29 protein-coding genes are annotated in these 25,899 nt (G+C 60.3%); 20 read left to right on the forward strand and 9 right to left on the reverse strand.

Features of this window, described 5'->3' with window-relative positions:
• Positions 1-44: 44 nt before the first annotated feature.
• Entirely contained in the window at positions 45-1,064 is a 1,020-nt protein-coding gene (dmeF, locus tag V6S97_RS00095; RefSeq protein WP_060723932.1) for a CDF family Co(II)/Ni(II) efflux transporter DmeF, read from the forward strand.
• A 10-nt stretch (positions 1,065-1,074) separates the two neighbouring features.
• On the opposite strand, the gene V6S97_RS00100 is transcribed toward dmeF, so the two are convergent.
• The 4 genes from V6S97_RS00100 to V6S97_RS00115 all read right to left on the reverse strand — a co-directional run bounded on the left by V6S97_RS00100 (position 1,075) and on the right by V6S97_RS00115 (position 5,013).
• Positions 1,075-1,362: a hypothetical protein gene (locus V6S97_RS00100; RefSeq protein ID WP_020009640.1), complete on the reverse strand. Its 288-nt coding sequence runs from the start codon at positions 1,360-1,362 to the stop codon at positions 1,075-1,077.
• A gap of 386 nt (positions 1,363-1,748) precedes the next feature.
• Positions 1,749-2,855: a quaternary amine ABC transporter ATP-binding protein gene (locus V6S97_RS00105; protein WP_060723933.1), complete on the reverse strand. Its 1,107-nt coding sequence runs from the start codon at positions 2,853-2,855 to the stop codon at positions 1,749-1,751.
• Positions 2,848-3,756 (reverse strand): ABC transporter permease, encoded by a 909-nt coding sequence (locus tag V6S97_RS00110; protein WP_065694905.1) that lies wholly within the window; start codon positions 3,754-3,756, stop codon positions 2,848-2,850. Before V6S97_RS00110 ends, V6S97_RS00105 begins: the two co-directional genes overlap by 8 nt.
• Before the next feature lie 246 nt (positions 3,757-4,002).
• Positions 4,003-5,013 carry an ABC transporter substrate-binding protein gene (locus tag V6S97_RS00115; protein ID WP_334425840.1) on the reverse strand — a complete coding sequence of 337 codons (1,011 nt, stop codon included), beginning with the start codon at positions 5,011-5,013 and terminating at the stop codon, positions 4,003-4,005.
• Between the two features lie 18 nt (positions 5,014-5,031).
• On the opposite strand from V6S97_RS00115, the gene V6S97_RS00120 reads away from it, so the two are divergent.
• Positions 5,032-5,292, forward strand: coding sequence for a hypothetical protein (locus V6S97_RS00120; protein ID WP_162692770.1), 261 nt, complete (start codon positions 5,032-5,034; stop codon positions 5,290-5,292).
• A 214-nt stretch (positions 5,293-5,506) separates the two neighbouring features.
• Here V6S97_RS00120 and V6S97_RS00125 read toward each other — a convergent pair whose 3' ends face one another.
• Positions 5,507-7,606, reverse strand: coding sequence for a S9 family peptidase (locus V6S97_RS00125; protein WP_112355919.1), 2,100 nt, complete (start codon positions 7,604-7,606; stop codon positions 5,507-5,509).
• A 223-nt stretch (positions 7,607-7,829) separates the two neighbouring features.
• Here V6S97_RS00125 and V6S97_RS00130 point away from each other — a divergent pair, with 223 nt between their 5' ends.
• From V6S97_RS00130 to V6S97_RS00145, 4 genes are all read left to right on the forward strand, one after another.
• Complete coding sequence (locus V6S97_RS00130) at positions 7,830-8,231, forward strand: DUF930 domain-containing protein (protein ID WP_003509289.1); 402 nt, start codon at positions 7,830-7,832, stop codon at positions 8,229-8,231.
• Between the two features lie 105 nt (positions 8,232-8,336).
• The gene (locus V6S97_RS00135; protein WP_334425841.1) at positions 8,337-9,245 is read left to right on the forward strand and encodes a dihydrodipicolinate synthase family protein; all 909 of its coding nucleotides are present in this window, start codon (positions 8,337-8,339) and stop codon (positions 9,243-9,245) included.
• Between the two features lie 51 nt (positions 9,246-9,296).
• On the forward strand, positions 9,297-10,022 hold the full coding sequence (locus V6S97_RS00140; RefSeq protein ID WP_087743572.1) for a polysaccharide deacetylase family protein: 726 nt from the start codon (positions 9,297-9,299) through the stop codon (positions 10,020-10,022).
• Positions 10,023-10,220: 198 nt separating this feature from the next.
• Complete coding sequence (locus V6S97_RS00145; RefSeq protein ID WP_065694908.1) at positions 10,221-11,300, forward strand: bifunctional transcriptional activator/DNA repair enzyme AdaA; 1,080 nt, start codon at positions 10,221-10,223, stop codon at positions 11,298-11,300.
• 28 nt (positions 11,301-11,328) lie between these two features.
• Here V6S97_RS00145 and V6S97_RS00150 read toward each other — a convergent pair whose 3' ends face one another.
• Together V6S97_RS00150 and V6S97_RS00155 are read right to left on the reverse strand one after the other, a co-directional pair.
• Positions 11,329-12,525, reverse strand: a complete 1,197-nt coding sequence (locus V6S97_RS00150) for an AI-2E family transporter (RefSeq protein WP_020812983.1) — start codon at positions 12,523-12,525, stop codon at positions 11,329-11,331.
• An 84-nt stretch (positions 12,526-12,609) separates the two neighbouring features.
• Positions 12,610-13,470 (reverse strand): VOC family protein, encoded by an 861-nt coding sequence (locus V6S97_RS00155; RefSeq protein ID WP_031234474.1) that lies wholly within the window; start codon positions 13,468-13,470, stop codon positions 12,610-12,612.
• Positions 13,471-13,748: 278 nt separating this feature from the next.
• Between V6S97_RS00155 and V6S97_RS00160 the strand changes: the two genes are divergently transcribed.
• The 4 genes from V6S97_RS00160 (at position 13,749) to V6S97_RS00175 (ending at position 16,109) form a co-directional block, all read left to right on the forward strand.
• A complete protein-coding gene (locus V6S97_RS00160) occupies positions 13,749-14,159 on the forward strand; it encodes a universal stress protein (protein ID WP_003509277.1) in 411 nt (136 codons plus the stop codon).
• Positions 14,160-14,220: 61 nt separating this feature from the next.
• Positions 14,221-14,541: a TraR/DksA family transcriptional regulator gene (locus V6S97_RS00165; RefSeq protein WP_003509276.1), complete on the forward strand. Its 321-nt coding sequence runs from the start codon at positions 14,221-14,223 to the stop codon at positions 14,539-14,541.
• A gap of 283 nt (positions 14,542-14,824) precedes the next feature.
• On the forward strand, positions 14,825-15,493 hold the full coding sequence (gene trhA / locus V6S97_RS00170) for a PAQR family membrane homeostasis protein TrhA (RefSeq protein WP_003509275.1): 669 nt from the start codon (positions 14,825-14,827) through the stop codon (positions 15,491-15,493).
• Between the two features lie 118 nt (positions 15,494-15,611).
• The gene (locus V6S97_RS00175) at positions 15,612-16,109 is read left to right on the forward strand and encodes a GNAT family N-acetyltransferase (RefSeq protein WP_003509274.1); all 498 of its coding nucleotides are present in this window, start codon (positions 15,612-15,614) and stop codon (positions 16,107-16,109) included.
• A 19-nt stretch (positions 16,110-16,128) separates the two neighbouring features.
• Here the strand turns inward: V6S97_RS00175 and V6S97_RS00180 are convergent, their stop codons facing one another.
• Both V6S97_RS00180 and msrB read right to left on the reverse strand, forming a co-directional pair.
• Positions 16,129-16,755: a LysE family translocator gene (locus V6S97_RS00180; RefSeq protein ID WP_003509272.1), complete on the reverse strand. Its 627-nt coding sequence runs from the start codon at positions 16,753-16,755 to the stop codon at positions 16,129-16,131.
• A 117-nt stretch (positions 16,756-16,872) separates the two neighbouring features.
• Positions 16,873-17,280, reverse strand: a complete 408-nt coding sequence (gene msrB, locus V6S97_RS00185; RefSeq protein WP_003509266.1) for a peptide-methionine (R)-S-oxide reductase MsrB — start codon at positions 17,278-17,280, stop codon at positions 16,873-16,875.
• 203 nt (positions 17,281-17,483) lie between these two features.
• Between msrB and V6S97_RS00190 the strand changes: the two genes are divergently transcribed.
• From V6S97_RS00190 to V6S97_RS00235, 10 genes are all read left to right on the forward strand, one after another.
• Positions 17,484-19,853 carry a putative monovalent cation/H+ antiporter subunit A gene (locus tag V6S97_RS00190; protein ID WP_003509265.1) on the forward strand — a complete coding sequence of 790 codons (2,370 nt, stop codon included), beginning with the start codon at positions 17,484-17,486 and terminating at the stop codon, positions 19,851-19,853.
• Positions 19,850-20,269 carry a Na(+)/H(+) antiporter subunit B gene (locus V6S97_RS00195; protein ID WP_003509264.1) on the forward strand — a complete coding sequence of 140 codons (420 nt, stop codon included), beginning with the start codon at positions 19,850-19,852 and terminating at the stop codon, positions 20,267-20,269. The genes V6S97_RS00190 and V6S97_RS00195 overlap by 4 nt, the downstream gene beginning before the upstream one ends.
• A complete protein-coding gene (locus V6S97_RS00200; protein ID WP_003509263.1) occupies positions 20,269-20,646 on the forward strand; it encodes a Na+/H+ antiporter subunit C in 378 nt (125 codons plus the stop codon). The genes V6S97_RS00195 and V6S97_RS00200 overlap by 1 nt, the downstream gene beginning before the upstream one ends.
• Before the next feature lie 19 nt (positions 20,647-20,665).
• Positions 20,666-22,243, forward strand: a complete 1,578-nt coding sequence (locus tag V6S97_RS00205) for a Na+/H+ antiporter subunit D (protein WP_334425849.1) — start codon at positions 20,666-20,668, stop codon at positions 22,241-22,243.
• Positions 22,240-22,719: a Na+/H+ antiporter subunit E gene (locus V6S97_RS00210; RefSeq protein WP_020812977.1), complete on the forward strand. Its 480-nt coding sequence runs from the start codon at positions 22,240-22,242 to the stop codon at positions 22,717-22,719. The genes V6S97_RS00205 and V6S97_RS00210 overlap by 4 nt, the downstream gene beginning before the upstream one ends.
• Positions 22,716-23,102: a cation:proton antiporter gene (locus tag V6S97_RS00215; RefSeq protein ID WP_003509260.1), complete on the forward strand. Its 387-nt coding sequence runs from the start codon at positions 22,716-22,718 to the stop codon at positions 23,100-23,102. Before V6S97_RS00210 ends, V6S97_RS00215 begins: the two co-directional genes overlap by 4 nt.
• Positions 23,099-23,431 carry a monovalent cation/H(+) antiporter subunit G gene (mnhG, locus tag V6S97_RS00220; RefSeq protein WP_020812975.1) on the forward strand — a complete coding sequence of 111 codons (333 nt, stop codon included), beginning with the start codon at positions 23,099-23,101 and terminating at the stop codon, positions 23,429-23,431. Before V6S97_RS00215 ends, mnhG begins: the two co-directional genes overlap by 4 nt.
• A 433-nt stretch (positions 23,432-23,864) precedes the next feature.
• Positions 23,865-24,293, forward strand: coding sequence for a MucR family transcriptional regulator Ros (gene ros / locus V6S97_RS00225; RefSeq protein WP_003509257.1), 429 nt, complete (start codon positions 23,865-23,867; stop codon positions 24,291-24,293).
• A gap of 335 nt (positions 24,294-24,628) precedes the next feature.
• Positions 24,629-25,051, forward strand: a complete 423-nt coding sequence (locus tag V6S97_RS00230; RefSeq protein ID WP_087743591.1) for a helix-turn-helix domain-containing protein — start codon at positions 24,629-24,631, stop codon at positions 25,049-25,051.
• Entirely contained in the window at positions 25,044-25,898 is an 855-nt protein-coding gene (locus tag V6S97_RS00235; protein WP_112355912.1) for a DUF6456 domain-containing protein, read from the forward strand. Before V6S97_RS00230 ends, V6S97_RS00235 begins: the two co-directional genes overlap by 8 nt.
• The last annotated feature ends 1 nt before the right edge of the window (position 25,899 follow it).

The following is a 25,899-nucleotide window of genomic DNA, read 5'->3' on the forward strand; positions in this document are numbered from 1 at the left end:
GGCCAGCAGATCAGGCAGGCCAGTAGCAAACAGGATTGAGCGACATGACGACGACATCCGAACACCGCGCAGCAGCCGGTCACGACCATGTTTTCCTCGGCCAGAACCACGAGCGCAATGAGAGGCGCGTCTGGATGGTCATTGCGCTGACTGCGGCCATGATGGTGGCGGAAATCGTTGCCGGCCACTGGTACGGCTCCATGGCGCTGACGGCGGATGGCTGGCACATGTCCACCCATGCGGGCGCGATGCTGATTTCGGCCTTGGCTTATCTTTATGCCCGTCGTGAGGCGCGCAACCCGCGCTTCACCTTCGGCACCGGCAAGTTCGGCGATCTCGCGGGTTTTGCCAGCGCGATCGTGCTGGCGGTGGTGGCGCTGCTGATTGCCGTGGAAAGCGCTATGCGCCTATTCAATCCCGTCGAAATCGATTTCAACCAGGCTATCCTCGTCGCCATCATCGGCCTTGCCGTCAATCTTCTCAGCGCCGTGCTGCTGAAGGATGATCATCACCACGATCATGGGCATGGACATGGCCACACCCACGGTTCGCATGCCCATCACGGCCATGGCAGCCACGCCCATCATGATCATGGCTCGCATGCCGGTCACCATGCTGACCCCGGCGCAAAGGGCGGCAGGGACAATAATCTGCGCGCGGCCTATCTGCATGTGCTGGCGGATGCGCTGACCTCGGTTCTCGCCATCGTCGCGCTGCTGCTTGGCAAATGGAACGGATGGTCGTTCCTTGATCCGGCCATGGGTATCGTAGGCGGTCTGGTCATTGCCCGCTGGTCATGGGGGCTGATCCGCTCCACGGCGACGACCCTGCTTGACGCGCTGCCGCCGGCGGAGGATTTGCCGCAGGAAATCCGTGAAAGCGTGGAGACGGAAGAGGATCGCATCACCGACCTGCATGTCTGGCAGGTGGGGCCGGGGCATCACGCCGCCATCGTGGCGATCCATTCGCAGGCGCCGAAGGCGCCGGCTTTCTACAAGCAGAAACTTGCCGCCATACATGAACTGTCCCATGTGACGGTGGAAGTGAGCCCGGCAAGGGCCTGATTGGAATCGTTTATTCGGTATATTCCGAATAGGCGCTGCGCACCCATTCCGCCTGTGCTTCCGCCTTGTCCTCGGCGGAGGCCGCCGCCGGATCCTGATAGGCAGGTGCGCTGCCATTGCCGACGGCCCACAGCACGTTGGCCAGCGACTGGGAAAGAATGGTGCTGGAAACGGTCGGGTTGCCGGGGCTGCGTTTGACGGCCTGTTCTTCAGCCGCATTCTGCGCGCCGCCGGCTTTTTCAAGCTCGCGAACACGCCCCTGGTAATTATATCCGCCGATATTGCTTTCAATCTGCATGTCGGTGATTCCGCGTTCAAAAGTTAACGAATAGTTAACGGCGGGGACTTGTCCGAAACTTGCGCTTGCTGCGCTGCAGCGATCGCCGAGGGTTGACAGCCGGCGAAGTAGTGCTTCGTTTTTGCATGACTGAAGGCGGTACTGGGGTAGTTATCTCCTGATTTCGCACGGCGGCGAGGGAGAGCATGTGGGCGCTGGCACTTGGACGCTGACACCTGGGCTCAAGGTTGGCACTGAAATACGCCTTGCCGCACACTCCACGTCATCCTCACCCTTGAGGCGAGGATTCATAACCGGGGACTTACTGGCGCAAAATGGATCCTCGCCTCAAGGGTGAGGATGACGTGGAGTGTGCGGCAAGGCTAGTCAGCTCCCGGAATGCCGGATCAAGCCGTTTCTTTATCCACCGGAACAACCGTTTCCCCGGGCTTCTCCGGCTCCTCCGCCGCTTCCACCTTAACCTCCGCCTCCTGCGGCGCGGGCGTCACCATAGCGGCCACCAGCGTGTCGAGACCGATGCTGCCGACGGGCTTGCCGTCCTCGTCCACCACATGGGCGGTCGTCTCGTTGGCTTCCGACATGTCGCGGGCGATTGTTTCCAGCGTCGCGTTTTCCGGCACGGCCATGCCTTCGGGGCGGCTTTCGAGCGGTTCCATGACAGTGGTTGCCTGCAGCACACGGCTGCGATTGACGTCACGCACGAAGTCGGTGACGTAGCCATCCGCCGGTGAAAGGATAATGCTCTGGCCGTCGCCCTGCTGCACCACTTCGCCGTCTTTGAGAATGGCGATGTGGTCACCGAGTCTCAGCGCCTCGTCGAGATCGTGGGTGATGAACACCACGGTCTTCTTCAACTCCTGCTGCAGATCGAGCAGCATGGTCTGCATATCGACACGGATCAGCGGATCGAGCGCCGAATAGGCCTCGTCCATCAGCAGAATATCGGCGTCATTGGCAAGCGCGCGGGCAAGGCCCACACGCTGCTGCATGCCGCCGGAAAGCTGGTTCGGATAATAATCCTCATACCCCTCCAGGCCGACACGATTCAGCCAATAACGGCCTTTCTCCTCGCTCTCTTTGCGCGGCACGCCCTGAATATCGAGGCCGTAAACGCTGTTTTCCAGCACGGTGCGATGCGGCAGAAGGCCGAATTTCTGGAATACCATCGCCGTTTTGTGGCGGCGGAATTGCCGCAGCGCCGAGGCGCTCATGCCGCAGATATCCTCGCCGTCATAGAGAACTTCACCCGCCGTCGGGTCGATCAGCCGGTTGATGTGGCGGATCAGTGTCGACTTGCCGGAGCCGGAAAGCCCCATGACGACGGTGATCTTGCCGCCCGGCATGGTGATGTTGATGTTGTTGAGGCCGAGGACGTGGTTGTGTCTGTCGTTCAGCTCGACCTTGTCCATGCCTGATCGCACAGCTTGGAGGTATTTCTCGGGATGCCTGCCGAAGATCTTGTAAAGATTCCTGATTTCGATGCTTTTAGCCATGGGAAACCTCGCGGTATTTCTGCAGGCGCTTGCCGAAAGCCTGGCTCGCCCGGTCGAACATGATGGCGATGGCGACCAGAGCGAAACCGTTCAGGAAGCCCACCGTGAAGAACTGGTTGTTGATGGCCTGCAGCACGTTCTTGCCCAGCCCGCCGACGCCAACCATGGAGGCGACGACGACCATGGCGAGCGCCATCATGATGGTCTGGTTGATGCCGGTCATGATGGTCGGCAGCGCCAGCGGCAGCTGCACGTTGAACAGCTTCTGGCCATTGGAGGAGCCGAAGGCGTCGGCCGCCTCAAGCACTTCCCGATCAACGAGCCGAATGCCGAGGCTGGTGAGGCGGATGACGGGCGGAATGGCGTAGATCACCACTGCGATCAGGCCCGGAACCTTGCCGATGCCGAAAATCACCACCACGGGGATGAGATAAACGAAACTCGGCAGGGTCTGCATCACGTCGAGCACGGGATTGATGAGGCGTTGCAGGCGTTCCGAGCGTCCCATCAAAATGCCGAGCGGCAGGCCGATGACGATGGCGATCAGCGTGGCAATGGCGACGATGGAGAGCGTCGTCATGGCGTCGCGCCAGAGGCCGACGGCGCCGATCATGAGCAGGGAGATGGCGGTGCCGCCAGTGATCTTGAAGCTGCGCCCGGCCAGATGCACGATGGCCAGAATGACCAGCATCGTGATGATCCACGGCGTCTGGATGAACAGCCGCTCCGAGGCATTGAGGAACAGCTGCAGAGGATGCACGATGACGTCGATCGCATCGCCATAATTGCGCACGATGTCGCGAAAACCGTCATCGATGGTTTTGCGTGCCACACGCATCGTGGAGTTGTCGATGGCCGGGAACTTGCAGAGCATGTCCGGCAGGTAATTGCAGAGGGCCATTATTGTTGTTTTCCCTTTGGGTTGTGGGGGGCGGCGGGCGGCGGCTGGGGCACCCCCTCTGTCCTGCCGGACATCTCCCCCACAAGGGGGGAGATCGACCTGCGGCAAGGTCTCGCCCATGACACACGTTGCGGATTTGGGAGAAGGGTGCGCCCAGCCGATCTCCCTCCTTGTGGGGGAGATGTCCGGCAGGACAGAGGGGGGTAAAGCCACGGATAAAAACCGAAGCTTCCCCCCACCAACCAATCACATCGAAGCCTTGATCTTCTCCGCCACCTCGGCCGGAACCCATTTCGTCCAGATGTCCTCATGGTTTTCGAGGAAATACTCCGCGCCGTCCTCGTTGGTGCCCTGGTTCTCATCCATCCAGGCAAGGATTTCGGCGACCGTTTTGTTGTCCCAGCTGCGGGCCTTGATGTAATCCATCGTCACCCCGGCCTTGCCTTCGAAGTCCTTGGTGATGACCGTAAAGACATCCGCCACCGGATAGGCGTTGACCTTGGGATCGGCGCAATCGACCTTCGCCGTGCATTCGTCGAAATGGGCGCGGTCGAGTTCGACGCCGTCGTCCAGCTTCACCATCTCGTATTTGCCGAGAATGGCGGTGGGCGACCAGTAATAGCCGAGCCAGCCCTGCTTCTTTTCAAAAGCGTTGGCGATAGAGCCGTCAAGACCGGCGGCCGAGCCGGTGTCGACCAGGGTGAAGCCCTTTTTGTCACCCTCGCGCGCCTTGTAGAGATTGGCGGTCGTTACCTGGCAGTTCCAGCCAGACGGGCAATTATGCACGGCGCCCTTGCTGGCGTCTTCCGGGGCGGGGAAGAGTTCGGGATGTTTCAGCGCATCCTCGACGGTCTTGATGTCGGGGTGTGCATCGGCTATGAATTTCGGAATCCACCAGCCTTCGATGCCGCCTTCGCTGAGGATTTTCGACGCTTCGATCATGCGGCCGTCCTTGACGGCGGCGTCGAGCGGCTCGCGCACGGCATTGACCCACAATTCGGGCGCCATGTCCGGCTGGCCCTTTTCGTTCATGGAAGCGAAAGTCGGCATGGTGTCGCCGGTGACGACATTGACCGTGCAGTCATAGCCGTTTTCCATGATGAACTTGTCGACGTAAGCCGCGACACCCGCGGATGCCCAGTTCATTTCGGCGATGGTGATGCTGCCGCAGCTATCGGCGGCCTTGGCGGAATGTGCTGCACCGGCAGCGATGGTAAAGCCCGTTACGAGAATGGTCGAGGCCAGGAGTTTCTTCATAGGAGACCTCCAAGTCTGATGCAGTGTTTTCAGTTGGCGAAGCGGGAGCACTGCAAAGCCCGGATTGCCAAGGGCGAACTGACATGGCGCGTGGAAAAGCCGAAAAATTACGGCGAGAAGAATATCCGCAGAACACGCTGCGGCATTGCCGCAAGAAAAGCGGCGAAAAGGCGCATGAATATGTCAACGACCGGCATAATACGGCCAAAAAGTGATATTGCAACGCGAAATGACGCATCGCAGCCATGCATTCGATTTTTGGAACATTTCTTTATTTAAAATAATACATGAGAGTTATTCTGATTTAAGTTGGATATATTATTAGTTGCAATAACTAGAAATAAAAATCCAATGATGTGACAAGTGAAATTTAAAGAAAAGATACAATCGATATTTTCTGGAATAAATGTTCGAAAAGATGATTTTTGTGGGTATTTTTATCTCTCATGGGTCGGGCGGCGACGGAATCGCCGCCCGTTTTAATGTCAGGCCGTCACACGGCGTCCTTGCCGGCCACCTTCAGCGCGAAGGCGTATTCGAAGGCAATTTCTTCAAGCCGCTGGAAACGGCCCGATTTGCCGCCATGGCCGGCCGCCATGTTGGTCTTCAGCAGGATGGGCGCTTCTCCCGTTGTCCTTTCGCGCAGCTTCGCCACCCATTTGGTCGGCTCCCAATAGGTCACGCGCGGATCGGTAAGGCCGGAAAGCGCGAGGATCGGCGGATAGGCCTTGGCGCCGACATTGTCATAGGGGCTGTAGGCGGCGATCCAGCCGTATTCCTCTTCCGATTCCAGCGGATTGCCCCATTCCGGCCATTCCGGCGGGGTCAGGGGCAGCGTGTCATCGAGCATTGTCGTCAGCACGTCCACGAAGGGTACGGCGGCGATGATGCCGGCGAATTTCTCCGGCGCCATATTGGCGACAGCCCCCATGAGCATGCCGCCGGCCGAGCCGCCTTCGGCGATGATGCCCTCATAGGAGGTGAAACCTTCCTGAACCAGATGGTCAGCCGCTGCGATGAAGTCGTTGAAGGTGTTCTGCTTGGCTTCCATCTTGCCGGTTTCGTACCACTCGAAACCCTTGTCCTTGCCGCCGCGAATATGGGCGATGGCATAGATGAAACCACGGTCGGCCAAGGACAGCGTGGTGGTGGAGAAGGAGGCGGGGATGGTGATGCCGTAAGCGCCGTAGCCATAAAGCAGGCAGGGGGCGGAGCCGTCGAGCGCCACATCCTTGCGATAGAGCAGGGAGACCGGCACCAGTTCGCCATCATGCGCAGGCGCCATGATGCGGCGGGTGATGTAGTCATCCGGATTGTGGCCTGATGGTACTTCCTGCGTCTTCAGAAGCGTGCGCTCACGCGTCACCATGTCGTAATCGAACAGCTGGCTCGGCGTCGTCATCGAGGAATAGGAGAAACGGATGACGTCGGTGTCATATTCTGCCGCGCCATGCAGGCCGAGCGAATAGGCCTCTTCGGCAAAGGCGATGGAATGTTCCTCGCCGGTGCGGCGGTCGCGGATGACGATGCGCGGCAGGCCGTCGCGGCGTTCCAGCCAGATCAGGTGGCGGGCATAGGCGTCGACGGAGAGGATCAGGCGGCCCGGCTCGTGCGGAACCACCTCTTTCCAATTTTCCTTGCCGGGCGCGGTGACCGGCGCTTCCACGATGCGGAAATCCTTGGCGTCGCCGTCATTGGTAAGGATGAAGAAGACGTCGCCGCCTTCGCACATCGAATATTCGATGCCCTCTTCGCGCTCCGCCACGATAGCGGGCTCGGCCGTCAGGTCCTTGGTGGAGAGAATGCGGTATTCGCTGGTCTCGTGGTCGTGAATGTCGATGAAGATGAAATCGTCGAGCACCGACGCGCCGACGCCCATGAAGAAGCCGGGATCCTTTTCCTCATAAACCAGCCGGTCGGCCGATTGCGGCTCGCCGATGATGTGGTGGAAGACCTTTGAAGGACGGTGGTTTTCGTCCTGCAGTGTATAGAAAAAGCTCTTGCCATCGGGCGCCCATGCGCCGCCGCCGCCGGTGTTTTCCACGACGTCGGCAAGGTCCTCTCCGCTTTCGAGATTGCGGATGCGCAGGGTGAAATATTCCGAACCCTTGTCGTCATACCCCCAGATGCCGTGACTGTGATCGGAGGACTGGTCGAGACCGGCGAGACGGAAATAATCCTTGCCTTCCGCTTCTTTGTCGCCGTTCAACAGCACATGTTTTTCGCCGCCATCACGCGGGGTGCGGAAATAATGCGGCTGCTCACCGCCGGTCACGAACAGCGTGCCATAGGCGTAAGGCCCGTCATTAACAGGAACGGAGGAATCATCCTGCTTGATGCGGCCCTTCATTTCCTCGAACAGCTTTTCCTGAAGCGCCTTGGTGTCGCCCATGGCCGCTTCCATATAGGCGTTTTCCGCCTCCAGATGGGCGCGGATGGCCGGGTCGAGCAGGGTGGGGTCCTTGAACATGGCCTGCCAGTTATCGGCCCGGAACCATGCGTAATCGTCGGTGCGGGTAATGCCGTGATGCGTATCCTGGACGGGCCGTTTTTCGGCGGTCGGGGCAATGGGCAGGTTCTTGAAAATCGGCAAGGGAAACTCGCTTTCCTGTAAAAATTCTTGGGCGGCACCAAGATGTAGAGTGCGGCTTGCGGCCGATCAAGTTTCAAATCTCCACAGGCGGAATGCGGCTCGGGCACAATTTCGTCAGCTTTCGATCACATTTTGGCAATATCCGGCAAATCGGCGATGATGCGCGCCGGCCGTCCGGCCTGCCGCGATCGACAAGAACAAACGAAAAAACTGACAGGACCCCATGCGAAAGCTTCTTCCCGCTGCCCTCTCTGCCTTTTTCCTCAGCCTGCAGGCCTTCACCCCCGCTTTCGCGATCGACGCCAGCGTCATGCGGCAGCTGAATGCGCTGGCCCCCGAAGAACGCCTGGAGCAGCGCTGCGATATCGAGGCGATGGAGAGGATAGCGACAGAGCAAAAGGGCATGCGGCCGGACAAGGTCATCGCCTATACGTTCGGCGACCCGGAAGTGGGCAAGAACTCCATCAAGGCGCCGGGTGCGGTCTTCAGAAGCGCGGGCGAATGGTACAAGCTCAAATACAAGTGCCAGCTGAAGAGCGACAGCCTCAGCATCCAGTCCTTCGACTACCGTGTGGGGGACAAGATTCCCGAAGAGCAGTGGAAGAAGTTGTATCTTTATGACTGAGCACGGAATTTTTCGATTTCAGGCCAGCGTTTAGCCGCCGCTTTTGTTGCGGCCGCGCGGTCGGCTCTGTAACCCTGACTTCCGATCGAAGTGAGGGGCATAGACATGACGAGACGATTCAAGGGACTTTCGGCTTTTCCGATTACGCCGGCCGACGAGGCGGGGCGGGTCGATGTTGAAGCCTTCTCGGCCCTGATCGAGCGGCTGGATACGGCCGCGGTCGATTCCGTCGGCATTCTCGGCAGCACCGGCATCTACATGTATCTCACGCGGGAACAGAGACGTCGCGCCATCGAGGCCGCCGCCGCCATCCTTAAGGGCAGGCGCATATTGATGGCGGGTGTCGGCGCTTTGCGCACCGATGAGGCCGTTGCGCTTGCCACGGATGCGGAAGCCGCTGGCGCCGATGCGCTGCTGCTGGCACCCGTGTCCTACACGCCGCTGACGCAGGAAGAGGCCTATCACCATTTCGCCGCCGTGGCTGGCGCGACGGCCCTGCCGCTCGCCATCTACAACAACCCGACGACCACCCGGTTCACCTTCAGCGACGAGCTTCTGGTGCGGCTCGCCTATATCCCGAATATCCGCGCCATCAAGATGCCGCTGCCGGCCGATTCCGATTATGCCGGCGAGCTCGCGCGGCTGCGCCCCAAGCTGTCGGAGGATTTCGCCATTGGTTACAGCGGCGACTGGGGCTGTGCCGACGCCACACTTGCCGGCGGCGACACATGGTACAGCGTCGTTGCCGGCCTGCTGCCGGTTCCGGCCCTGCGGCTAATGCGGGCGGCTCAGGCCGGCAATGCGGAAGAGGCGAAACGGATCGATGCGGCCTTCCAGCCGCTCTGGGCGCTGTTCAGGGAATTCGGCAGCATCCGCGTTGTTTACGCCGCCGCCAATATCCTGTCGCTGACGGTGAGTGAACCGCCGCGGCCGATCCTGCCGCTCACCAGCGCGGAACGCCAGCGGGTGGAAGAGGCGCTGGAAGCCCTGTCCGTGCTGGAAACCGCGCCATAATTCGGGCGCTTTGCAGGCGGATTGCCACCTCTTCACACTCCGGAATATAAAATGCTGCGTCGCCTCTTCATTGCCGCCCTGTTTCTCTCCGCCTCTTCAGCCGCTTTCGCGGGAACGGGGCTTGTCGAGCCGACGCTGAAAATGACGCCGCAGCATGACGGCCGGGTGCGGGTGGCGATGACGCTGGATGCCTGCATGGGCAAGACCGACCACCGCATCCTCGATACGCTCGTGCGCGAGCGCATTCCCGCGACGATCTTCGTCACCGCCCGCTGGCTGAAACATAACAGCGAGGCGCTGGCCACGCTCATGGCGCATCCAGATCTGTTCGAGATCGAAAATCACGGCGAAAACCATGTGCCGGCGGTGGACAAGCCGGTTTCCATCTACGGCATCGCAGCTGCGGGTTCGCAAGCGGCGGTCGAGCAGGAAGTGGAGGGCGGCCGTCAGGCGATCGTCGCCGCTACCGGCATCCAGCCGCAATGGTTCCGGGGTGCGACGGCGAAATACACAGGCTCGTCCATGGCCACCATCAACCGGCTTGGCATGCGGGTCGCGGGTTATTCCGTCAATGGCGATGGCGGCTCGCTGCTGGGTGCGGCCACGACGGCGAAACACATCGCTTCCGCCAGGGATGGCGATGTCATCATCTCCCATATCAACCAGCCCACCCATGAAGCGGGTGAGGGCGTGGTGAAAGGCCTGCTGGCGCTGAAGGCGCGCGGCGTGATTTTCACAAGGCTGGACGACCCGTCCTTTGCGCCGCCGGGGAATTGAAGGGGAAGCTTCTTCCTCATTCCTGTGCTCATCACAGCAATCCAGCCAGCCCAAGTCCTTGGACTGAAAGGATTTTCCTCGCCGCGCAGACGCGCGCCGACTGGATTCCTGTGACGAGCACAGGAAAGAGGGAGATGAGCCACATCCACGCCCGTTTTTCGGCGGCATGCCGCTTAAATTTGCGCTAGCATCCTCCCCATGATGCTGTTCAAACGCCCCGACACCGAAACCCTGTATTCAGCCCTTGTGAACAAGGACCCCGCCTATGAGGGCGTGGCCTATGTCTGCGTGACCTCGACGAAGATCTTCTGCCGTTTCACCTGCACGGCGCGCAAACCGAAGATCGAGAACTGCCGGTTCCGCGAGACCATCGCCGAATGCCTGGAGGCGGGTTTCCGCCCCTGCAAACGCTGCAAGCCGATGTTGTCCTACGGCACCGCCGATGAGACCGTCACCTCGCTGCTGACGGCGCTGGAAAACGAACCGGCGCGGCGCTGGCGCGAGGAGGATGTGGTGGCGCTCGGCCATGATCCTTCCACCGTGCGCCGCACTTTCAAGCGCCGTTTCGGCATGAGCTTCCTGGAAATCGCGAGATTGCGCCGGCTGGGCGATGCGGCGGAGAGCATTGCTTCCGGCGAAGCGGTGATCGGTGCGCAGATCGATGCCGGTTACGATTCCGGCAGCGGTTTCCGCGCCGCCATCAACCAGTTCTTCGGCGCTTCACCCATGGCCATGAAGGGCAAGGGCTTCCTGAAGGGCGACTGGATCGATACGCCGATCGGCCCGATGCTCGTCGTCGCCGACGATCATGCCCTGCATCTCCTCGAATTTGCCGACCGGCCGGCGCTTCCCGCCGAGCTGAAGCGGCTGAAGACGCGCACCGGCGCGGATATGGTGCTGGGCCGTACGGCGGTGACCGGCCAGATTGAAGCGGAACTCAAGGCTTATTTCGCCGGGCATTCTGCCGCCTTCGAGACAAGGCTTGCTGGCCACGGCACGCCCTTCGAGCGCGATGTCTGGCGCAGCCTGCGGGAAATTCCGGCGGGGGAGATCGTCAGCTATTCCTCGCTTGCAACCACCATGGAAAGGCCGTCTGCCGTGCGCGCGGTGGCCCGCGCCAATGGCGCCAACCAGATCGCAATCGTCGTCCCGTGCCATCGGGTGCTGGGCGCGGATGGCAGCCTGACCGGTTATGGCGGCGGGCTGTGGCGCAAGAAATGGCTGATCGAGCACGAGCGCCGCATGGCAACCCGCGAAGGTATGCCGCTCGCTTCCTGAGCGGCCCTGATGCGCCTTTCGGAAAAGGCTAGGCAGGCAAGTTTGGCACAACCCGGCGCGAGGGGAATAGCTCCCGCGTCACCGTCATCGCGATCAGCGACAGCGGCAGGGCGAGCATGGCGCCGGCCGCCCCCCACATCCACGTCCAGAAGATGATCATCACGAAGACGAGGAAGGGGTTGATCTCCATGTTGCGGCCAACGACCGCCGGAAAGGCGAGGTTTTCCATCAGCAGGTGAATGGTGAAGAAGATCGCCGCCGGCAGAAGCGCCAGGACGATGTTGTCATGGGTGATGATGCCTGCCACCGTCAGCGAAATCGTCATGGCGGTGATGCCGAGAAACGGCACGAAGCTGGAGAGGAAGGCAAACAGCCCCCAGAGCAGCGGCATGGCCAGCCCGCCAAAATAGGCGATGACCACCATCGTCACCCCAAGCCCGGCATAGATCAGCGCCGCCGTGGCGAAATAGGTGCCGAGCACCTCTTCCACCGAGCCGATGATGCGGATGGTGCGAAGCCGCTGGTGGCGGGCCGGAAAGGCCATGATGATCGCCTTGCGCAGCCGCAGCCGGCTATAGAGAAACATCAGCAGCGCAGCGAGGAAGATCAGGCCCTGAATGACCGCGGGGGTGATGTTGGAGCCGAGCACGGAGATGATCTCGCCGCTGCGCGAAATCAGCGATTCCATCGACATTGACCCCATGCTGAAACTGGCCGCCGAAATATTCAGCCATCGCAGGCTTTGCAGATAGGGCAGGAAACGATCGATGCTGCGTTCAATCAGCGCCGGGCCTTCGGAAGCGAGGAGCGAGAGCGGCTCGGTCAGCGAATTGATGACGAAAAACATCACCGCCGCCACGAGGCTCGACAGGATAAGCGCAACGCCGAAACCGGGAATGCCGTAGGAGCCGAGTTTTTCAGCGGCGATGCCGAGGATCATGCCGACCACGATGGCCATCACCACCGGAATGAGGATGAGCGACAATTCGTGGATGACCGCCATCAGCATGATGAGGAAGATGCCGATCACCGACCAGGCGCCGACCACATCCAGCGCTTCGCGGCCAAGCGGCTGCTGGCTGCGCGCATCGTCACGGCGTGGGGCGGAAGCCGGTACTTCCAGCGGGTCCGCTCTTGTTGCCGGAATGCTTCCGGCGGTGGCGCCGGCGTTTGCCCCGGTGCTGACCAAGCTGCCGGTCTTCTCCGGCCTGGCATTTTCATTCATCGAACGGTCCCCCAATAAGGTGACAAACGTTCGAAAAATGTGGCGGTTCCGGGGCGGCAGAAATTTCTGCCGCCCCTTTTTGCTTTAGGCGGAAAGCTTTAGCCCAATTCCCCAGGGATCTCTGAGGACGATGCCGTCGCTTTGCCTTTCGGTGGCGATTTCCAGCCGGTCGAGTGCGGCAACAGCCGTGTCGAGCGCGGCCTGTTCGTTGAATTTCAGCGAATAGCCGGAAAGGCCGGTCATATTGTCCTTGCGGGCCGCAGCGCCGCGGCTGTTCCAGATATTGGCGGCCACATGGTGGTGATAGGCCCCGGAGCCGAAGAAACTCGCACCCGGATACCGCGCCATGATCTTCAGCCCCAGCACACCCTGATAAAACTCATCCGCCTGCGGAATATTGCCGACCTGCAGATGGATATGGCCGATGGCGGTTCCCTCCGCCGCACCGGTGAATGCGGTCTTCGGCGCGCTGTCATAAAGCGCCTGAAGGTTGAGGCCGAGCGTGGCCATCTCAACCGTGCCATCAGGCTGGTAGGTCCATTCATCAGGCGAACGGTCGCGATAGACCTCGATGCCGTTGCCTTCCGGGTCGGCGAGATAGATCGCCTCGCTCACCAGATGGTCGGATGCGCCCTGAAACTGGATATTGTTATGGGCGGCATGCGCCAGCCAATGGGCCAGGTCGTTCCGGCTCGGCATCAGGAAGGCCGTGTGGAACAGGCCTGCCGCATTGCGCGGCGCGCGTTCCGCCGTGCTGGAGGTGGAAAGTGTCAGAAGCGGCTGGCCGCCGATACCAAGCACTTCGCCGCTCGGGTTCTTTTCAAGAACGGAAAGACCGATGATCTTCTGGTAGAAATCCGAAACGCGCGGCAGATCGTGAACGACGAGATGCGCCTGGCCGACATAGGCCGGCCGCGTCAGGGCGAATTGTTTGATTTCACTCATCATGATCTCCATATTGAATCCGAAGCGCCCCGGGGCGGATCGGTCGCCGAAACTATCGGCCGACGCCGCTTTGCGGCGTTTGTCGAAGGCGAATATGGGCTGGTTTCGTCGTTCAGCAAAGATCACCGTCTGGCGATTGACTGTCCACTATTCGTTGACAATGCCCCGTTCGGGCCCGGCTCCGGCTTTGACTTCGATCAAGGTGAAGGCTGCGCGGGCGGGGAAATATAAGTCTAGCCCGACACGCCAAACGGCGGATCAAGCCAAAGGAGACAGCCATGTACAAGAAGATCATCGTACCGGTAGACCTCAGCGCCACCGACAAGGGGGAAAAGATTCTCGAAAAGGCCAAGGCGCTGCTGGATCCGGACGGCGAGATCGTTCTCATCAACGTTGTCGAGGAACTGCCGGGCTATATGGCGATCGATCTGCCTGTCGACCTGATCGAAAACGCCATCAAGGACGCCAAGACCAAGCTTTCGGACCTCAAGACCAGGGCCGGTTTCAAGGGCAGCCAGGAAATCAGAAGCGGCGCACCCGCGCGCGAGATCATCGCCGCCGCCGAGGAACATAAGGCTGACCTCATCATCATCGCGTCGCACACGCCTGATTTCAGCAATTATTTCATCGGCGCCACCGCCGACCGCGTCGTGCGCCACGCCAAATGCTCGGTGCTGGTGGATCGATAAAGGCTTGACGTTTTTGGGTTGCGGGCGGGTTTTCCGCCCGCGCCGGCTGGAGGAAAAGACCATGAATGTCGAAACTTACGAGAAAATCCTGCGTGACCGCCAGCGCGAGCTTTATCGCCGCCTGCACAAGATCGAGGCCGATTTCGAAGAGCCTCGCAATCCCGATGACGAGGATCGCGCCAGTGAACGCAGCAATGACGAGGTGCTGGACGAGCTGGGGCAGGTGGGGCAGGACGAGTTGCGCGCCATCGACGCAGCACTCGACCGCATCGCGAGCGGCACCTTCGGCACCTGCGTCAAATGCGGCAAGAAGATTTCGGAGGATCGGCTGAAGGCGGTGCCTTACACGCCGTTTTGTCAGGAATGCGCTGCGGCGTTGTGAAATATTTTTGTGGTGACATGTTGCGTCCGCCCTTTCTCACCCTCATCCCTGTGCTTGTCACAGGGATCCAGCCAGACCAAGTCCTTGGGCTGAGAAGAGTCCTTTCGCCGCGAAGACGCGCGTCGGCTGGATTCCTGTGAAAGCACAGGAATGAGGGAAACGGCGGACCTCTCTTTTCGCGACAGTCTCGAACGCAATTTGATTGCCGTTAACCGGCCGCTGTCTTGTTCCTGTCTAATATTGGCTCCATGCTTTGATGAAAGCACGCAGACGGGAATGGACCATGAGCGAGATGTGGCGGTTCGGGCGCCAGTATGATTTTCACGAGATTGTCGCCGATGGCATCGTCCATGGGGTCGGCATCGTGTTTGCGCTTATCGGCGCGACGGCGCTGATTTTTTACGCGATGGCGTGGGGCAGCCTCAGCGCGATCGCCGCCGCGTGGATTTACGGTCTCGGCCTTGTCGCCTGTCTTTCCGTCTCCTTCACCTATAATATCTGGCCGCACTCCAGGGTGAAATGGTTCCTGCGCCGGCTGGATCATTCGGCGATCTTCATCCTCATCGCCGCCACCTATACGCCCTTTCTGATGCGCGGTATCGACGATCCGCTGATTGCCGTCATGCTGGGGTTGATCTGGCTTGCGGCACTCTGCGGCATCCTGCTCAAATGCCTGTTTCCCGGCCGTTACGACCGGGTCGCCATCGGCCTATATCTCGCCATGGGCTGGAGCGGCATCATGGTGGTCGAGCCCCTGTCGACACATCTTTCGCCGGTCACGCTCTGGCTCATCGTTGCCGGCGGCGTCATCTATTCGCTCGGCGTCATCTTCCATGTCTGGGAAAAGTTGCGGTTCCAGAATGCCATCTGGCACGGTTTCGTGGTTTCCGCCGCCGCGGTTCACTATTTCGCCGTGGTCACCTCGTTCAGCCTCGTTCCGCTGGCATCCTGAAGCCCACGTTTTCGACAGGCGAGCGAGGCGCTGGACATTGCGCCACCTCATCGCTTAAGGGTCGTGGGGATCGCGTCAGGCAGTGACGCTTTCGGGAACGACGAGGGCGAAAGATAAAATGACGGTGGAACTGCGCGATGCGACCGTGGACGATCTCTCCGGCATCATGGAGATTTATAACGACGCGGTGCTGAATACGACGGCGATCTGGAATGACGTGCTGGTCGATCTGGAAAACCGCAAGGAATGGTTCGCCGCCCGCAAGTCACGCGGCTTTCCCGTCATCGTCGCCATCCTCGACGGCAAGGTCGCAGGCTACGCTTCCTACGGTGACTGGCGCGCTTTCGACGGTTATCGCCATACCCGCGAACATTCGGTCTATGTGCAAAAGGATGCGCGCGGCCACGGCATCGGCAAAAAGCTGATGCAGGCGTTGATCGATCATGCCGCGGGCAACGACGTGCATGTGCTGATCGCCGCCATCGAGGCGGAAAACATCGCCTCCATCCGCCTGCATGAAAGCCTTGGTTTCAGGGTCGTCGGCCGGTTTTCGGAAGTCGGCATCAAGTTCGGCCGCTGGCTGGACCTGACCTGCATGGAGCTGAAATTAGGCTAGCAGGCTAGGCGGTTTCCCTTCAGGCCGGACGCCGGGCGAAGGCGAGCATGACACCAAAGGCCATCATCATGGAACCGCTGATCTGGTTGACGCGCTTCAAGGCGCGCGCATTGCGCATGAGACCGGACAGTCGTGAACCGACAAAGGCATAAACGGCAATCGCCACCACCTCGAGCAGCAGGAAAATCACGCCAAGCGTGGCGAAACTCTGCCAATAGGCGTCCTGCTGGATGAATTGCGGGAAAAAGGCCGTGAAGATCAAAATAGCCTTGGGGTTGCCGGAGGCGACGAAAAACTCCTGCCGCAGATAGGTTTTGAGAACATTGCCGTTGCCCGAGGATACGTCAGGGGCGGTAACCTCAGCCTTTGAGCGGATGAGTTTGAAGCCGATCCACAGCAGATAAAGAACACCGATCCATTTGATCAGCGAGAACATCATCTCGGAGGCCATCAAAAGTGCGCCGAGGCCCAGTGCTGCAATCGCGATCATGCCCGCGAAAGCGACCAGCCTGCCGCTTGCCGCCATTACCGCCGTCGCCATGCCGTAGCGCGCACCCACTGTCATTGACAGCAGATTGTTCGGCCCGAAAGCCATGTTCAGGGCAAAACAGGCGGGAATGAAAATGAGGATGGTTTCGAGTGTCATGGCGGTGATCCGGAAGGAATGAGACGGCGATGATCTCACTCTCCGGTCCGGCTGTCGAGACAGCCTTTTCAGGGTGAAAGGCCGGCAAGGGCAGCCGGCCTTTCACCCTGAGCTTTATCAGACCGGCTCGAACACCATCGAATGGCCATTGATGCAATAACGCAGGCCGGTGGGCGGCGGGCCGTCCGGGAAGACGTGGCCGAGGTGGCCGCCACAATTGGCGCAGCGGATTTCGGTGCGCACCATGCCGTGGCTCGCGTCGCGATGTTCCGTCACGGCGCCCGGCTTCACCGGCTCGAAATAGCTCGGCCAGCCGCAGCCGGCATCGAATTTCGTGTCGGAGAGGAACAGCGGCTCGTCACAGGCCGCACAGCGGTAGAGGCCTTTCTGGAATGTATCCCAATAGGGACCGGTGAAGGCGCGCTCGGTGCCGTGTTCGCGCAGGATGCGATATTGCTCCGGCGTCAGCTGCTCACGCCACTCGGCATCGGTCTTGGTCAATTTGGGGGATGTCAGATCGCTCATGGAATGATCCTTTCTGTTCCCGCCTCAAATAATCATCACTGAGGCGGATTGAAAGGGGATGGGTGTCATAACGCGTTCGTTATGGGCCGGGCGTACCGATTTGGGTTGAGATGCCCGTGTCTATGCCTTAACTGAAAAGCCGATTTGAAAGAAGAACGCCATTCAGTGGCGCGCAGGGATGGGGGACATCCCGGGAGATGTGAATGACATCAGATGTCACGCCGCTGACATTCCTGTCGCTGTTTCTGCCGTTTCTGGCAGCGCTTGCCGCGCCGGCCCTGGTGAAAAGGTTCGGTCACAATGCGGCATGGGTTCTGGCGATCGCGCCGGCTCTCGCCTTCGTGCATTTTGCGCTGATGCTGCCCGAGATCGCGGCAGGCGGCGTGGTGACCGGCGGTTATGCCTGGGTGCCGAGCTTCAATCTCAGCTTCTCCTGGTTCATCGACGGCCTGTCGCTCACCTTTGCGCTGCTCATCACCGGCATCGGGCTGCTGATCGTGCTTTATGCGGGCGGTTATATGAAAGGCCATCCGCAGCAGGGCCGTTTCCTGTCCTTCCTGCTTCTGTTCATGGGAGCGATGCTCGGCGTCGTCGTTTCCGACAGCCTGCTGATGTTGTTCGTCTTCTGGGAACTCACCTCGATCACCTCCTTCCTGCTGATCGGCTTCGACCATGAGCGCGCAGCTTCGCGCCGTGCCGCGCTGCAGGCGCTGGTGGTGACGGGCGGTGGCGGCCTTCTGTTGCTCGCCGGGCTGATCTTCATCTGGGATATAAGCGGCATCACGCAATTGTCGATGCTGGTGCGCGGCGGCGATATATTGCGTGACAGCCCGTTTTATCTGGCCGCGCTGCTTCTGGTTCTCGGCGGCGCCTTTACCAAATCGGCGCAGTTTCCCTTCCATTTCTGGCTGCCCAACGCCATGGAAGCGCCAACTCCAGTCTCCGCCTATCTGCATTCGGCAACCATGGTGAAGGCCGGCGTCTATCTGCTGATGCGCCTCAATCCGGTGCTCGGTGATACCGCCGCCTGGCAGATCCTGCTGCCCTTCTTCGGCGGGCTGACCATGCTCACCGGCGCACTTCTCGCCGTGCGCCAGACCGATCTCAAGCTGATGCTTGCCTATACGACGGTGTCGTCGCTCGGCCTGCTGGTCATGCTGACGGGCTTTGGCTCTGACCATGCCATCGAGGCGGCGGTGCTTTATCTGGTGGCGCATTCACTGTTCAAGGGCGCGCTCTTCATGGTCGCCGGCATCATCGACCATGAGGCCGGCACCCGCGACATAACGAAGCTCGGCGGCTTGCGAAAAGCCATGCCCATCACCTTTGCGGCAGCGCTGGCGGCTGCGATTTCCATGGCCGGCCTGCCGCCCTTCTTCGGTTTTCTCGCCAAGGAGGAGATTTATTATGCGCTGGCGCATGGCAACCCGCGTGCCGTGCTGTTTGCCGGCATCGCCATCCTCGGCAATGGGCTGATGTTCGCCGTCGCCTTTGCCGTGGGGCTGAAACCCTTCCTCGGCAAGCCGGTGAAAACGCCGAAACCCGCGCATGAAGGTCCGCTGCTGCTCTGGCTCGGCCCGGCGCTGCTGGCTCTGAAGGGGCTGACGATCGCTCTATTTTCCGGCATTGCGCATTTCTACATTTCGACACCCATGGCGAGCGCCATCGCCGGCGAGGCGCGCCCGGTGGAAATCTCGCTCATTCCCCATATGGGCGTGCCGCTCGGCCTGTCGCTGCTCACCATCGCGCTCGGTATCGTCCTCTATACGCAGCTTTCCGCTGTCCGCAGCCTGATGGTCCGCACCTTCACGGCGCTGGGGGCCGGACCTGACAGGGGCTTTGACGTCTTCATCGAAATGCTGGTGAAAGTCTCGTTCCACATCACTCGGCTCATCCAGCCCGGTCGGCTGGAGTTCTACGTCACCGCCACCTTCGCCGTCATCGCCGCCGTGCTGCTGGTGCCGCTGTTCCTCTATGGCGAATTGCCGTCCATGCCGTCATGGCCGCGTGACATGCCGGTCCATGAGCTGACCTTCATCGCCATTGCTGTGGCGGGCCTTGTCGCTGTCCTGACGGCGTCGAGCCGGCTGACTGCGATCATCGCGCTCGGGATTCAGGGCTTTGCGGTGGCGGTCATCTTCCTGCTATTCGGCGCGCCCGATCTGTCGTTCACGCAATTCATGGTCGAGACGCTGTCGGTGGTCATCCTGACGCTGGTGATGACGCGGCTTCGCCTGTCACCGTCAGACCATCGCGGCCTTGGCCAGAAGCTTCTCGACAGCACCATCGCCATTGCCTGCGGAACCGGCTTTGCCCTGTTCCTGATGCGCGCGACGCAAGCGAGCTTCGACAACCGCCTGACGGACTTCTACAACACTTATTCCAAGGTCATCGCCCACGGCGCCAATGTGGTCAACGTCATCATCGTTGATTTCCGCGGCACGGATACGCTCGGCGAAATCGCTGTCGTGATGATAACGGGCCTTGCCATCCTCGCGCTGATCCGCATCCGTCCGGCCGCCGCGCTCAAGGGACCGGCCAAAACCGCGAAGAAGAAAGGAGCGCGGGCATGAACACGCTCATTCTGCGCACCGTCACTCCTGTCGTCACCAGCCTCATGGTGCTGTTTTCCATCTTCGTGCTGCTGCGCGGCCATAACGAGCCGGGCGGCGGTTTCATCGGCGGATTGATCGCGGTCTCGGCGCTGGCGATCTACGGCATCGCTTATGGCGTCACGGCAGTCAGGCGCGCCATCATGTTTCATCCCCTGTCGATTGCCGGGGCGGGGCTGCTGCTATCCATGCTTTCCGGCCTCGTCTCGATGGCCGCCGGCGTGCCGTTCATGACCGGGCTCTGGGTCTATCCGAGCCTGTTCGGTGTCGAAATGCCGCTCTCCACCGTCATGTCCTTCGATATCGGTGTCTATCTCGTGGTGGTCGGCGCCATCACCTCCATTGCGCTGGCGCTGGAAGAAAGGGAAAGCGACTGATGGAAGCGGTCTTCTCGATTCTCGTCGGCATCTTCTTTTCGGTGGCGATCTATCTCATGCTGTCGCGCCACAGCATCCGCATGCTGCTCGGCATCGCCATTCTCGGCAATGCGGTGAACCTCCTGCTGTTCACCGCCGGCCGGCTGACGCGCGAGGTGCCACCGATCATTCCGCCCGGCATGGACACGCTGCCCGCAGGGGCGGCCAATCCTTTGCCGCAGGCGCTCATTCTCACGGCAATCGTCATTTCCTTTTCCTTCTTCTGTTTCCTTCTGGTGCTGACCTGGCGTGCGTTTCAGGAACTGCAGACCGACGACACGGACGAGATGCGCACCGCAGAACCCGCAGGCGAGCCCTTGCCGCCGCTCGGTTATTGAGCGGCGAGGCTGAGACAACATGGCATCCACCACCACAACAGCAGTCACTGATCTCTCGGCAGCGCTCGTCACGACGCCTGTGCCTCTTGCCGACTGGCTGATCATTCTCCCCATCGCGCTCTGCATCGGCGCTGGCGCGGTGCTGATGATGATGCGCCACGCCATCCGCCATCATGCGACCGTTGCCATCGCGGCGCTGTTCCTGCTGGTCCTGCTCGATGCAGCACTTTTATGGAAGGTCGCCACTAAAGGCCCGTTCACCATGGTGATGGGCCGCTGGCTGCCGCCCTTCGGCATCGCCTTTACCGCCGACCTGACGGGGGCGCTGCTGTCGCTTGCGGCCGCCATCGTCGCACTTGCGGGCGCCATCCACGCCGGTGCGGATATCGACGCCAGCGGCAGGCGATACGGTTTTTATCCTTTCCTGCTGCTGTTGATGGCCGGCGTCACCGGCGCGTTCCTGACCGGCGACATCTTCAATCTCTATGTCTGGTTCGAAGTGCTGCTGATCTCGTCCTTCGGCCTGATCGTGCTCGGTTCGACGCGCGAGCAGATCGACGGCGCGCTGAAATACGCCATTCTGAACCTCATCGGCACGACGCTGTTTTTGATCACGGTCGGGTATCTCTACGCCATCTTCGGCACGCTCAACATGGCCGATATCGCGCAGAAGGCGACGGCTCTGCGGGAGACCGCGCCGCTGATGACGCTTGCGAGCCTCTTTACACTCGCCTTCGCCATGAAGGCCGCGGCCTTCCCGGTGAATTTCTGGCTGCCCGCCTCCTATCACACACCGCGCATCGTCGTTTCCGCGCTTTTCGGCGGATTGCTCACCAAGGTCGGCATCTATTCGCTGCTGCGGGTCATGGTCATGCTGTTCCCGGTCGAGCGGGAAGAACTCAGCATCGTCATCGCCATCTCCGCGGCGCTCACCATGGTGCTGGGGGCCATGGGCGCGCTCGCCCAGAACGATATCCGTCGCATGCTCGGTTACATCGTCATATCAGGCATCGGTTACATGATGGCCGGCATCGCCATCGGCACCCCATCCGGTGTCACAGGCGCCATTTTCTACGCGCTGCATTCCATGGTGCTGATGACGGCGCTTTATCTCGCCGCCGGCCATGCCGCCCGTCTCGGCGGCAGCTTCAGCCTCACCTCACTCAGGGGGCTTTACCGGCAGGCTCCGTGGTTTTCGGCGCTGGCGCTCGCCCTGTTTTTCGCCGGTTCCGGCCTGCCGCCCTTTTCCGGCTTCTGGCCGAAGGCGGTGCTGGTCAAGTCGGCGATCGATATCGGCGCCTGGTGGCTCGCCGGCGCCATCCTCGCCTCCGGCTTCATTGCCACGATCGCTTTCGGGCGGATCTTCCTTTTGTGTTTCTGGCGTCCCGCTGCGGCATCCCCCGGTCAGCCTTCCTTCCCGCACGCGTCGCCGTCGGCGGCTCCGTCTTTCGCGCCGCTGGTGGGGCTGACCTTACTCGTGTTCTTCTTCGGCCTGTTTCCGGAAAGCCTGCTCAATCTCAGCCAGCAGGCGGCCGCAGGCCTCGGTAACCCGCAGGCCTATATCCAGTCGGTCTTTTCCGAAGGAGGCAAACCATGAGCCTCTATCTCGTGCAACTGCTGTTCGTTGCCGTATGGCTCGCCGTGACGGGCAGCGTCACCCTGGCGAACATCATCTTCGCCCTGATCGTTTCGACACTGGCGCTCGGCCTCATCCGCCACCAGCTGCCCGGCGGACGTAACCACTGGCTGCGGCTTACCCGCGTCTTGTCGCTGGTGCTGCTGTTCTTCAAGGAGCTGGCGCTCTCGGCCTGGAAGGTCGCCGTGCTGGTGACGCGGCCCAAGCTCGACGTGCAGCCCGGCATTTTCGCCTATCCGCTGACGGTGACGACGGACTTCGAGATCACACTGCTCGCCAACCTCATCACGCTCACCCCCGGCACGCTCTCCGTCGATGTTTCCGCGGACAGGAAAACGCTTTACGTGCACGCGATCGACTGCAGCGATATCGAAGCCACGAAAAACGACATCAGAAATGGCTTCGAAAGAAAGATCATGGAGGCGTTTCAGATATGACGCCAGAACAGACAGTTTCATTTGCAACTATACTTGCATCGGTTGTTCTGTCGGCCGCCTTTTTGCTGACAGTATATCGCGTCGTCGTCGGCCCCACCTTGCCGGACCGCATCGTCGCGCTCGACATGCTGGTGGGCATCGCCATCGGCTTTATCGCTGTTATCGCCATCCGCACCGGCTTCAATCTTTACGTCGATATCGCCATTGCGCTCGGGCTGGTCGGGTTTCTGGCAACGGTGGCCTTTGCCCGCTTTGTCCTGTCGCGCGGCCCGGACGGCCGGCGCAGGCCGACGGCGGTTCTCGATGGCGAGAGGGCATCTGAAGCCATTGAAAAAACAATGGAAACAGGTGCCGACGGCAAAAAAGGAAAGGGCAGGCGATGATGGCTTGGATCGTGGCTATTCTCGTTGCGGCGCTGACGATATCAGGCGCCATTTTCTCGCTGATCGCGGCAATCGGGCTGAATAGGCTGCCCGATGTCTATACACGCATGCATGCGGCCTCCAAGGCGGGAACGGTGGGCTCCGGCCTGCTGCTTCTCGCGGTCGGCATTCATTCCATGGAAATCCCGACGCTGGCGCGGGCGCTGGCCGGCTTTTTCTTTTTTGTCCTCACCGCGCCGGTCTCTGCACATCTTCTTGCCATGGCCGCTCACAAGGCAGGTTATCCGCTTGCCGTTAAATCGGTAGTTGATGACATCAAGAAAATTTGAAGTTGAAAATCCCCCTAATAAATGGGGGTCTTCATTTTCAATTACTACTAGGCATAGTATTTTATTACCCGTAATTTTTTGTATTCCAATTAGACTGTTTTGAACTGAAAAATTGACACTAGGAATTTGACTTTTGCTGTTTTGCTGTTATCCAAATTAAGTGTAAAGTTGCTAATCGCGATTTGCATCTAGCCTCTTCATAGTCGGCATAGGCATTTTATTAATGTCTAATCTATGGCCCGTCGGACCATTGCTGCCCATGTCGCGGGCCATAAGTTGAATCTCGGACCAATTCGTTTCCGGTTTTCGCTCGAAATCTAGGGGTAGGTTTCATGTTGGTTTCAACAAGGCGAAGGTGGGGCACCGGGTAACTTCACATCGCTCGATGCGGCGTTCGCCCGCTTCAGGGGATTAATAAACAGGAGATACTTAAATGACGGAAACTGCATACGGTAACGCCCAGGATCTGCTGGTCGAACTGACTGCGGATATTGTGGCTGCCTATGTTAGCAACCACGTCGTTCCGGTAACTGAGCTTCCCGGCCTTATTTCGGATGTTCACACGGCACTTAGCGGAACATCGGCACCGGCATCGGTGGCGGTCAATGTCGAAAAGCAGAAGCCTGCCGTCTCTGTCCGCAAGTCGGTTCAGGACGATCATATCGTCTGTTTGGAATGCGGCGGCTCGTTCAAGTCGCTGAAGCGGCATCTCACGACGCATCACAGCATGACGCCGGAAGAATATCGCGAAAAATGGGACCTGCCGGTCGATTATCCGATGGTTGCGCCCGCCTATGCCGAAGCCCGTTCGCGGCTCGCCAAGGAAATGGGTCTCGGCCAGCGCCGCAAGGCCAGCCGCTGATTGTAACGACGGGTCGGCGGGGCTTGTTCTTCCCTCGCCACTCAACCCGCTGCCGCACCTTCTCCCCACCCGGGAGAAGGCGGCAAGGCGAACTTGCCCGCTCCCTATGCTGCTCTGAAGCTTTTTCTACCTTCACATGAATGTTCAGCCGGTCCGCAGACCGGCTTTTTTATTGTCGCGTGCAATTTCCGTTGAGGAAAAAAATCCTTTATTGTGTTCGTCATTTCTGCAAATATATAGCCATATCAACCGCATATTCTTCCCCGCAAAATTTACGCTTCCCCACAGCCGTTCTCAGGTGTATGAATTAATTCCTATTCGTAGAGGAGTTGCATATGCCGTCGGATACTGTGTTTCTGTCTGCCGCCGCGCGGCCTTGCGTGCGGGTCGGTAATCGTCCTTTTCGTCATTGGCCGTCTGCGGCCGGGCGGGATGAGATTCCCCGTCTTTGCCGTCTGGTACGACAGCTCACCGGTGAGATGGTGCAATTGACGGGTGACCAAACGCTGGTGCGCCGCGACATCAGGCGCACGGAGTGCCATATTCGCCAGATCGCCATGTATGTGTGCCATGTACAGCTCGGCATTCCCATGTCTGATATCGGGCCCTGCTTCGGCCGGGACAGGACGACGGTGGGCCATGCCTGCCAGGTGGTCGAGGACCGACGTGACGAACCGGCATTCGATGAGTTCGTCGCCACGCTCGAGCGGCTCACCGGCAGTATTTTCAACGTGATGAAAGGGGGCCGGGATGAATGAGGTGAAACGCGTCCCGGCTGCCTCTTCAAATCCTCACCTCCTGCGCTTGCTGCGTTGCATCGCTGCGGGCGCGGCCGAGATTTCGCTGGAGGGCGGCGATATTGTCGTGCACCGGGCGCGGGCAGGGCATCCCCCGCTGCGGTTTCCGGCGGCGACGGTGCAGCTTGCCGTTTCTTCCGGACTGGCGGAACAGCGGGAAAACACCCTTTTCGCCGCGCCGCCGCTCGCCTCTTATCTGAAACGCGCAATGGCAAAAGACCGCGATGAGGTTTTTCAGGAACAGCATCGGGATATGCAGACTGTTGTTGTGGATGTCGATGACGCGAAGCAACCGGCCCGTCGCAACCTCAACACCTCACCGCTGACCAGCCTTTCAAGGCTGAAGGAGCGGGATGGCGCGGTGTTTTTCCCGGCGGATGCTTTGGCGGCAGGCGAGCGCCTCGCCGCCGATTTTCATCGCGGTCACCTCAATCCGAAGGTGACGGCGACATGGGAGCCGAAAGTAGTCAGCCGCACCAAGGGGGAGGCGGGGGGCCTGCTCAATCTTACCGAGGCGGCGATGGCGGCGCGGGTGCGGTTTTCCCGCGCGGCGGATGCGATGGGACCCGAACTGTCGGGCGTCGCCATCGATGTCTGCTGCTTCGAAAAGGGGTTGGAGACGGTGGAGCGGGAGAGGCAATGGCCGGCGCGCTCGGCAAAACTGCTGCTGCGCGCAGCATTGCTGGCGCTTGCCCGCCATTATGCGCCGCCAGCCGTTCGGGCCCGTGGCAACAATCACCATTGGGGCGATGCGGATTATCGCCCTTCGATGCCAGCAGGGATGACAACAGGGATGACGGCGGGATAAG

It is taken from the genome of Agrobacterium sp. CCNWLW155 (assembly GCF_036888815.1).
Taxonomy (GTDB): Bacteria; Pseudomonadota; Alphaproteobacteria; order Rhizobiales; family Rhizobiaceae; genus Agrobacterium; species Agrobacterium radiobacter.

What these genes read in the sequence shown, in the direction of transcription:
- dmeF (WP_060723932.1), top strand. Translation starts at nt 45, where the DNA reads ATGACGACGACATCCGAACACCGCGCAGCAGCCGGTCACGACCATGTT.
- V6S97_RS00100 (WP_020009640.1), bottom strand. Translation starts at nt 1,362, where the DNA reads ATGCAGATTGAAAGCAATATCGGCGGATATAATTACCAGGGGCGTGTT.
- V6S97_RS00105 (WP_060723933.1), bottom strand. Translation starts at nt 2,855, where the DNA reads ATGGCTAAAAGCATCGAAATCAGGAATCTTTACAAGATCTTCGGCAGG.
- V6S97_RS00110 (WP_065694905.1), bottom strand. Translation starts at nt 3,756, where the DNA reads ATGGCCCTCTGCAATTACCTGCCGGACATGCTCTGCAAGTTCCCGGCC.
- V6S97_RS00115 (WP_334425840.1), bottom strand. Translation starts at nt 5,013, where the DNA reads ATGAAGAAACTCCTGGCCTCGACCATTCTCGTAACGGGCTTTACCATC.
- V6S97_RS00120 (WP_162692770.1), top strand. Translation starts at nt 5,032, where the DNA reads ATGCAGTGTTTTCAGTTGGCGAAGCGGGAGCACTGCAAAGCCCGGATT.
- V6S97_RS00130 (WP_003509289.1), top strand. Translation starts at nt 7,830, where the DNA reads ATGCGAAAGCTTCTTCCCGCTGCCCTCTCTGCCTTTTTCCTCAGCCTG.
- V6S97_RS00135 (WP_334425841.1), top strand. Translation starts at nt 8,337, where the DNA reads ATGACGAGACGATTCAAGGGACTTTCGGCTTTTCCGATTACGCCGGCC.
- V6S97_RS00140 (WP_087743572.1), top strand. Translation starts at nt 9,297, where the DNA reads ATGCTGCGTCGCCTCTTCATTGCCGCCCTGTTTCTCTCCGCCTCTTCA.
- V6S97_RS00145 (WP_065694908.1), top strand. Translation starts at nt 10,221, where the DNA reads ATGATGCTGTTCAAACGCCCCGACACCGAAACCCTGTATTCAGCCCTT.
- V6S97_RS00150 (WP_020812983.1), bottom strand. Translation starts at nt 12,525, where the DNA reads ATGAATGAAAATGCCAGGCCGGAGAAGACCGGCAGCTTGGTCAGCACC.
- V6S97_RS00155 (WP_031234474.1), bottom strand. Translation starts at nt 13,470, where the DNA reads ATGAGTGAAATCAAACAATTCGCCCTGACGCGGCCGGCCTATGTCGGC.
- V6S97_RS00160 (WP_003509277.1), top strand. Translation starts at nt 13,749, where the DNA reads ATGTACAAGAAGATCATCGTACCGGTAGACCTCAGCGCCACCGACAAG.
- V6S97_RS00165 (WP_003509276.1), top strand. Translation starts at nt 14,221, where the DNA reads ATGAATGTCGAAACTTACGAGAAAATCCTGCGTGACCGCCAGCGCGAG.
- trhA (WP_003509275.1), top strand. Translation starts at nt 14,825, where the DNA reads ATGAGCGAGATGTGGCGGTTCGGGCGCCAGTATGATTTTCACGAGATT.
- V6S97_RS00175 (WP_003509274.1), top strand. Translation starts at nt 15,612, where the DNA reads ATGACGGTGGAACTGCGCGATGCGACCGTGGACGATCTCTCCGGCATC.
- V6S97_RS00180 (WP_003509272.1), bottom strand. Translation starts at nt 16,755, where the DNA reads ATGACACTCGAAACCATCCTCATTTTCATTCCCGCCTGTTTTGCCCTG.
- msrB (WP_003509266.1), bottom strand. Translation starts at nt 17,280, where the DNA reads ATGAGCGATCTGACATCCCCCAAATTGACCAAGACCGATGCCGAGTGG.
- V6S97_RS00190 (WP_003509265.1), top strand. Translation starts at nt 17,484, where the DNA reads ATGACATCAGATGTCACGCCGCTGACATTCCTGTCGCTGTTTCTGCCG.
- V6S97_RS00195 (WP_003509264.1), top strand. Translation starts at nt 19,850, where the DNA reads ATGAACACGCTCATTCTGCGCACCGTCACTCCTGTCGTCACCAGCCTC.
- V6S97_RS00200 (WP_003509263.1), top strand. Translation starts at nt 20,269, where the DNA reads ATGGAAGCGGTCTTCTCGATTCTCGTCGGCATCTTCTTTTCGGTGGCG.
- V6S97_RS00205 (WP_334425849.1), top strand. Translation starts at nt 20,666, where the DNA reads ATGGCATCCACCACCACAACAGCAGTCACTGATCTCTCGGCAGCGCTC.
- V6S97_RS00210 (WP_020812977.1), top strand. Translation starts at nt 22,240, where the DNA reads ATGAGCCTCTATCTCGTGCAACTGCTGTTCGTTGCCGTATGGCTCGCC.
- V6S97_RS00215 (WP_003509260.1), top strand. Translation starts at nt 22,716, where the DNA reads ATGACGCCAGAACAGACAGTTTCATTTGCAACTATACTTGCATCGGTT.
- mnhG (WP_020812975.1), top strand. Translation starts at nt 23,099, where the DNA reads ATGATGGCTTGGATCGTGGCTATTCTCGTTGCGGCGCTGACGATATCA.
- ros (WP_003509257.1), top strand. Translation starts at nt 23,865, where the DNA reads ATGACGGAAACTGCATACGGTAACGCCCAGGATCTGCTGGTCGAACTG.
- V6S97_RS00230 (WP_087743591.1), top strand. Translation starts at nt 24,629, where the DNA reads ATGCCGTCGGATACTGTGTTTCTGTCTGCCGCCGCGCGGCCTTGCGTG.
- V6S97_RS00235 (WP_112355912.1), top strand. Translation starts at nt 25,044, where the DNA reads ATGAATGAGGTGAAACGCGTCCCGGCTGCCTCTTCAAATCCTCACCTC.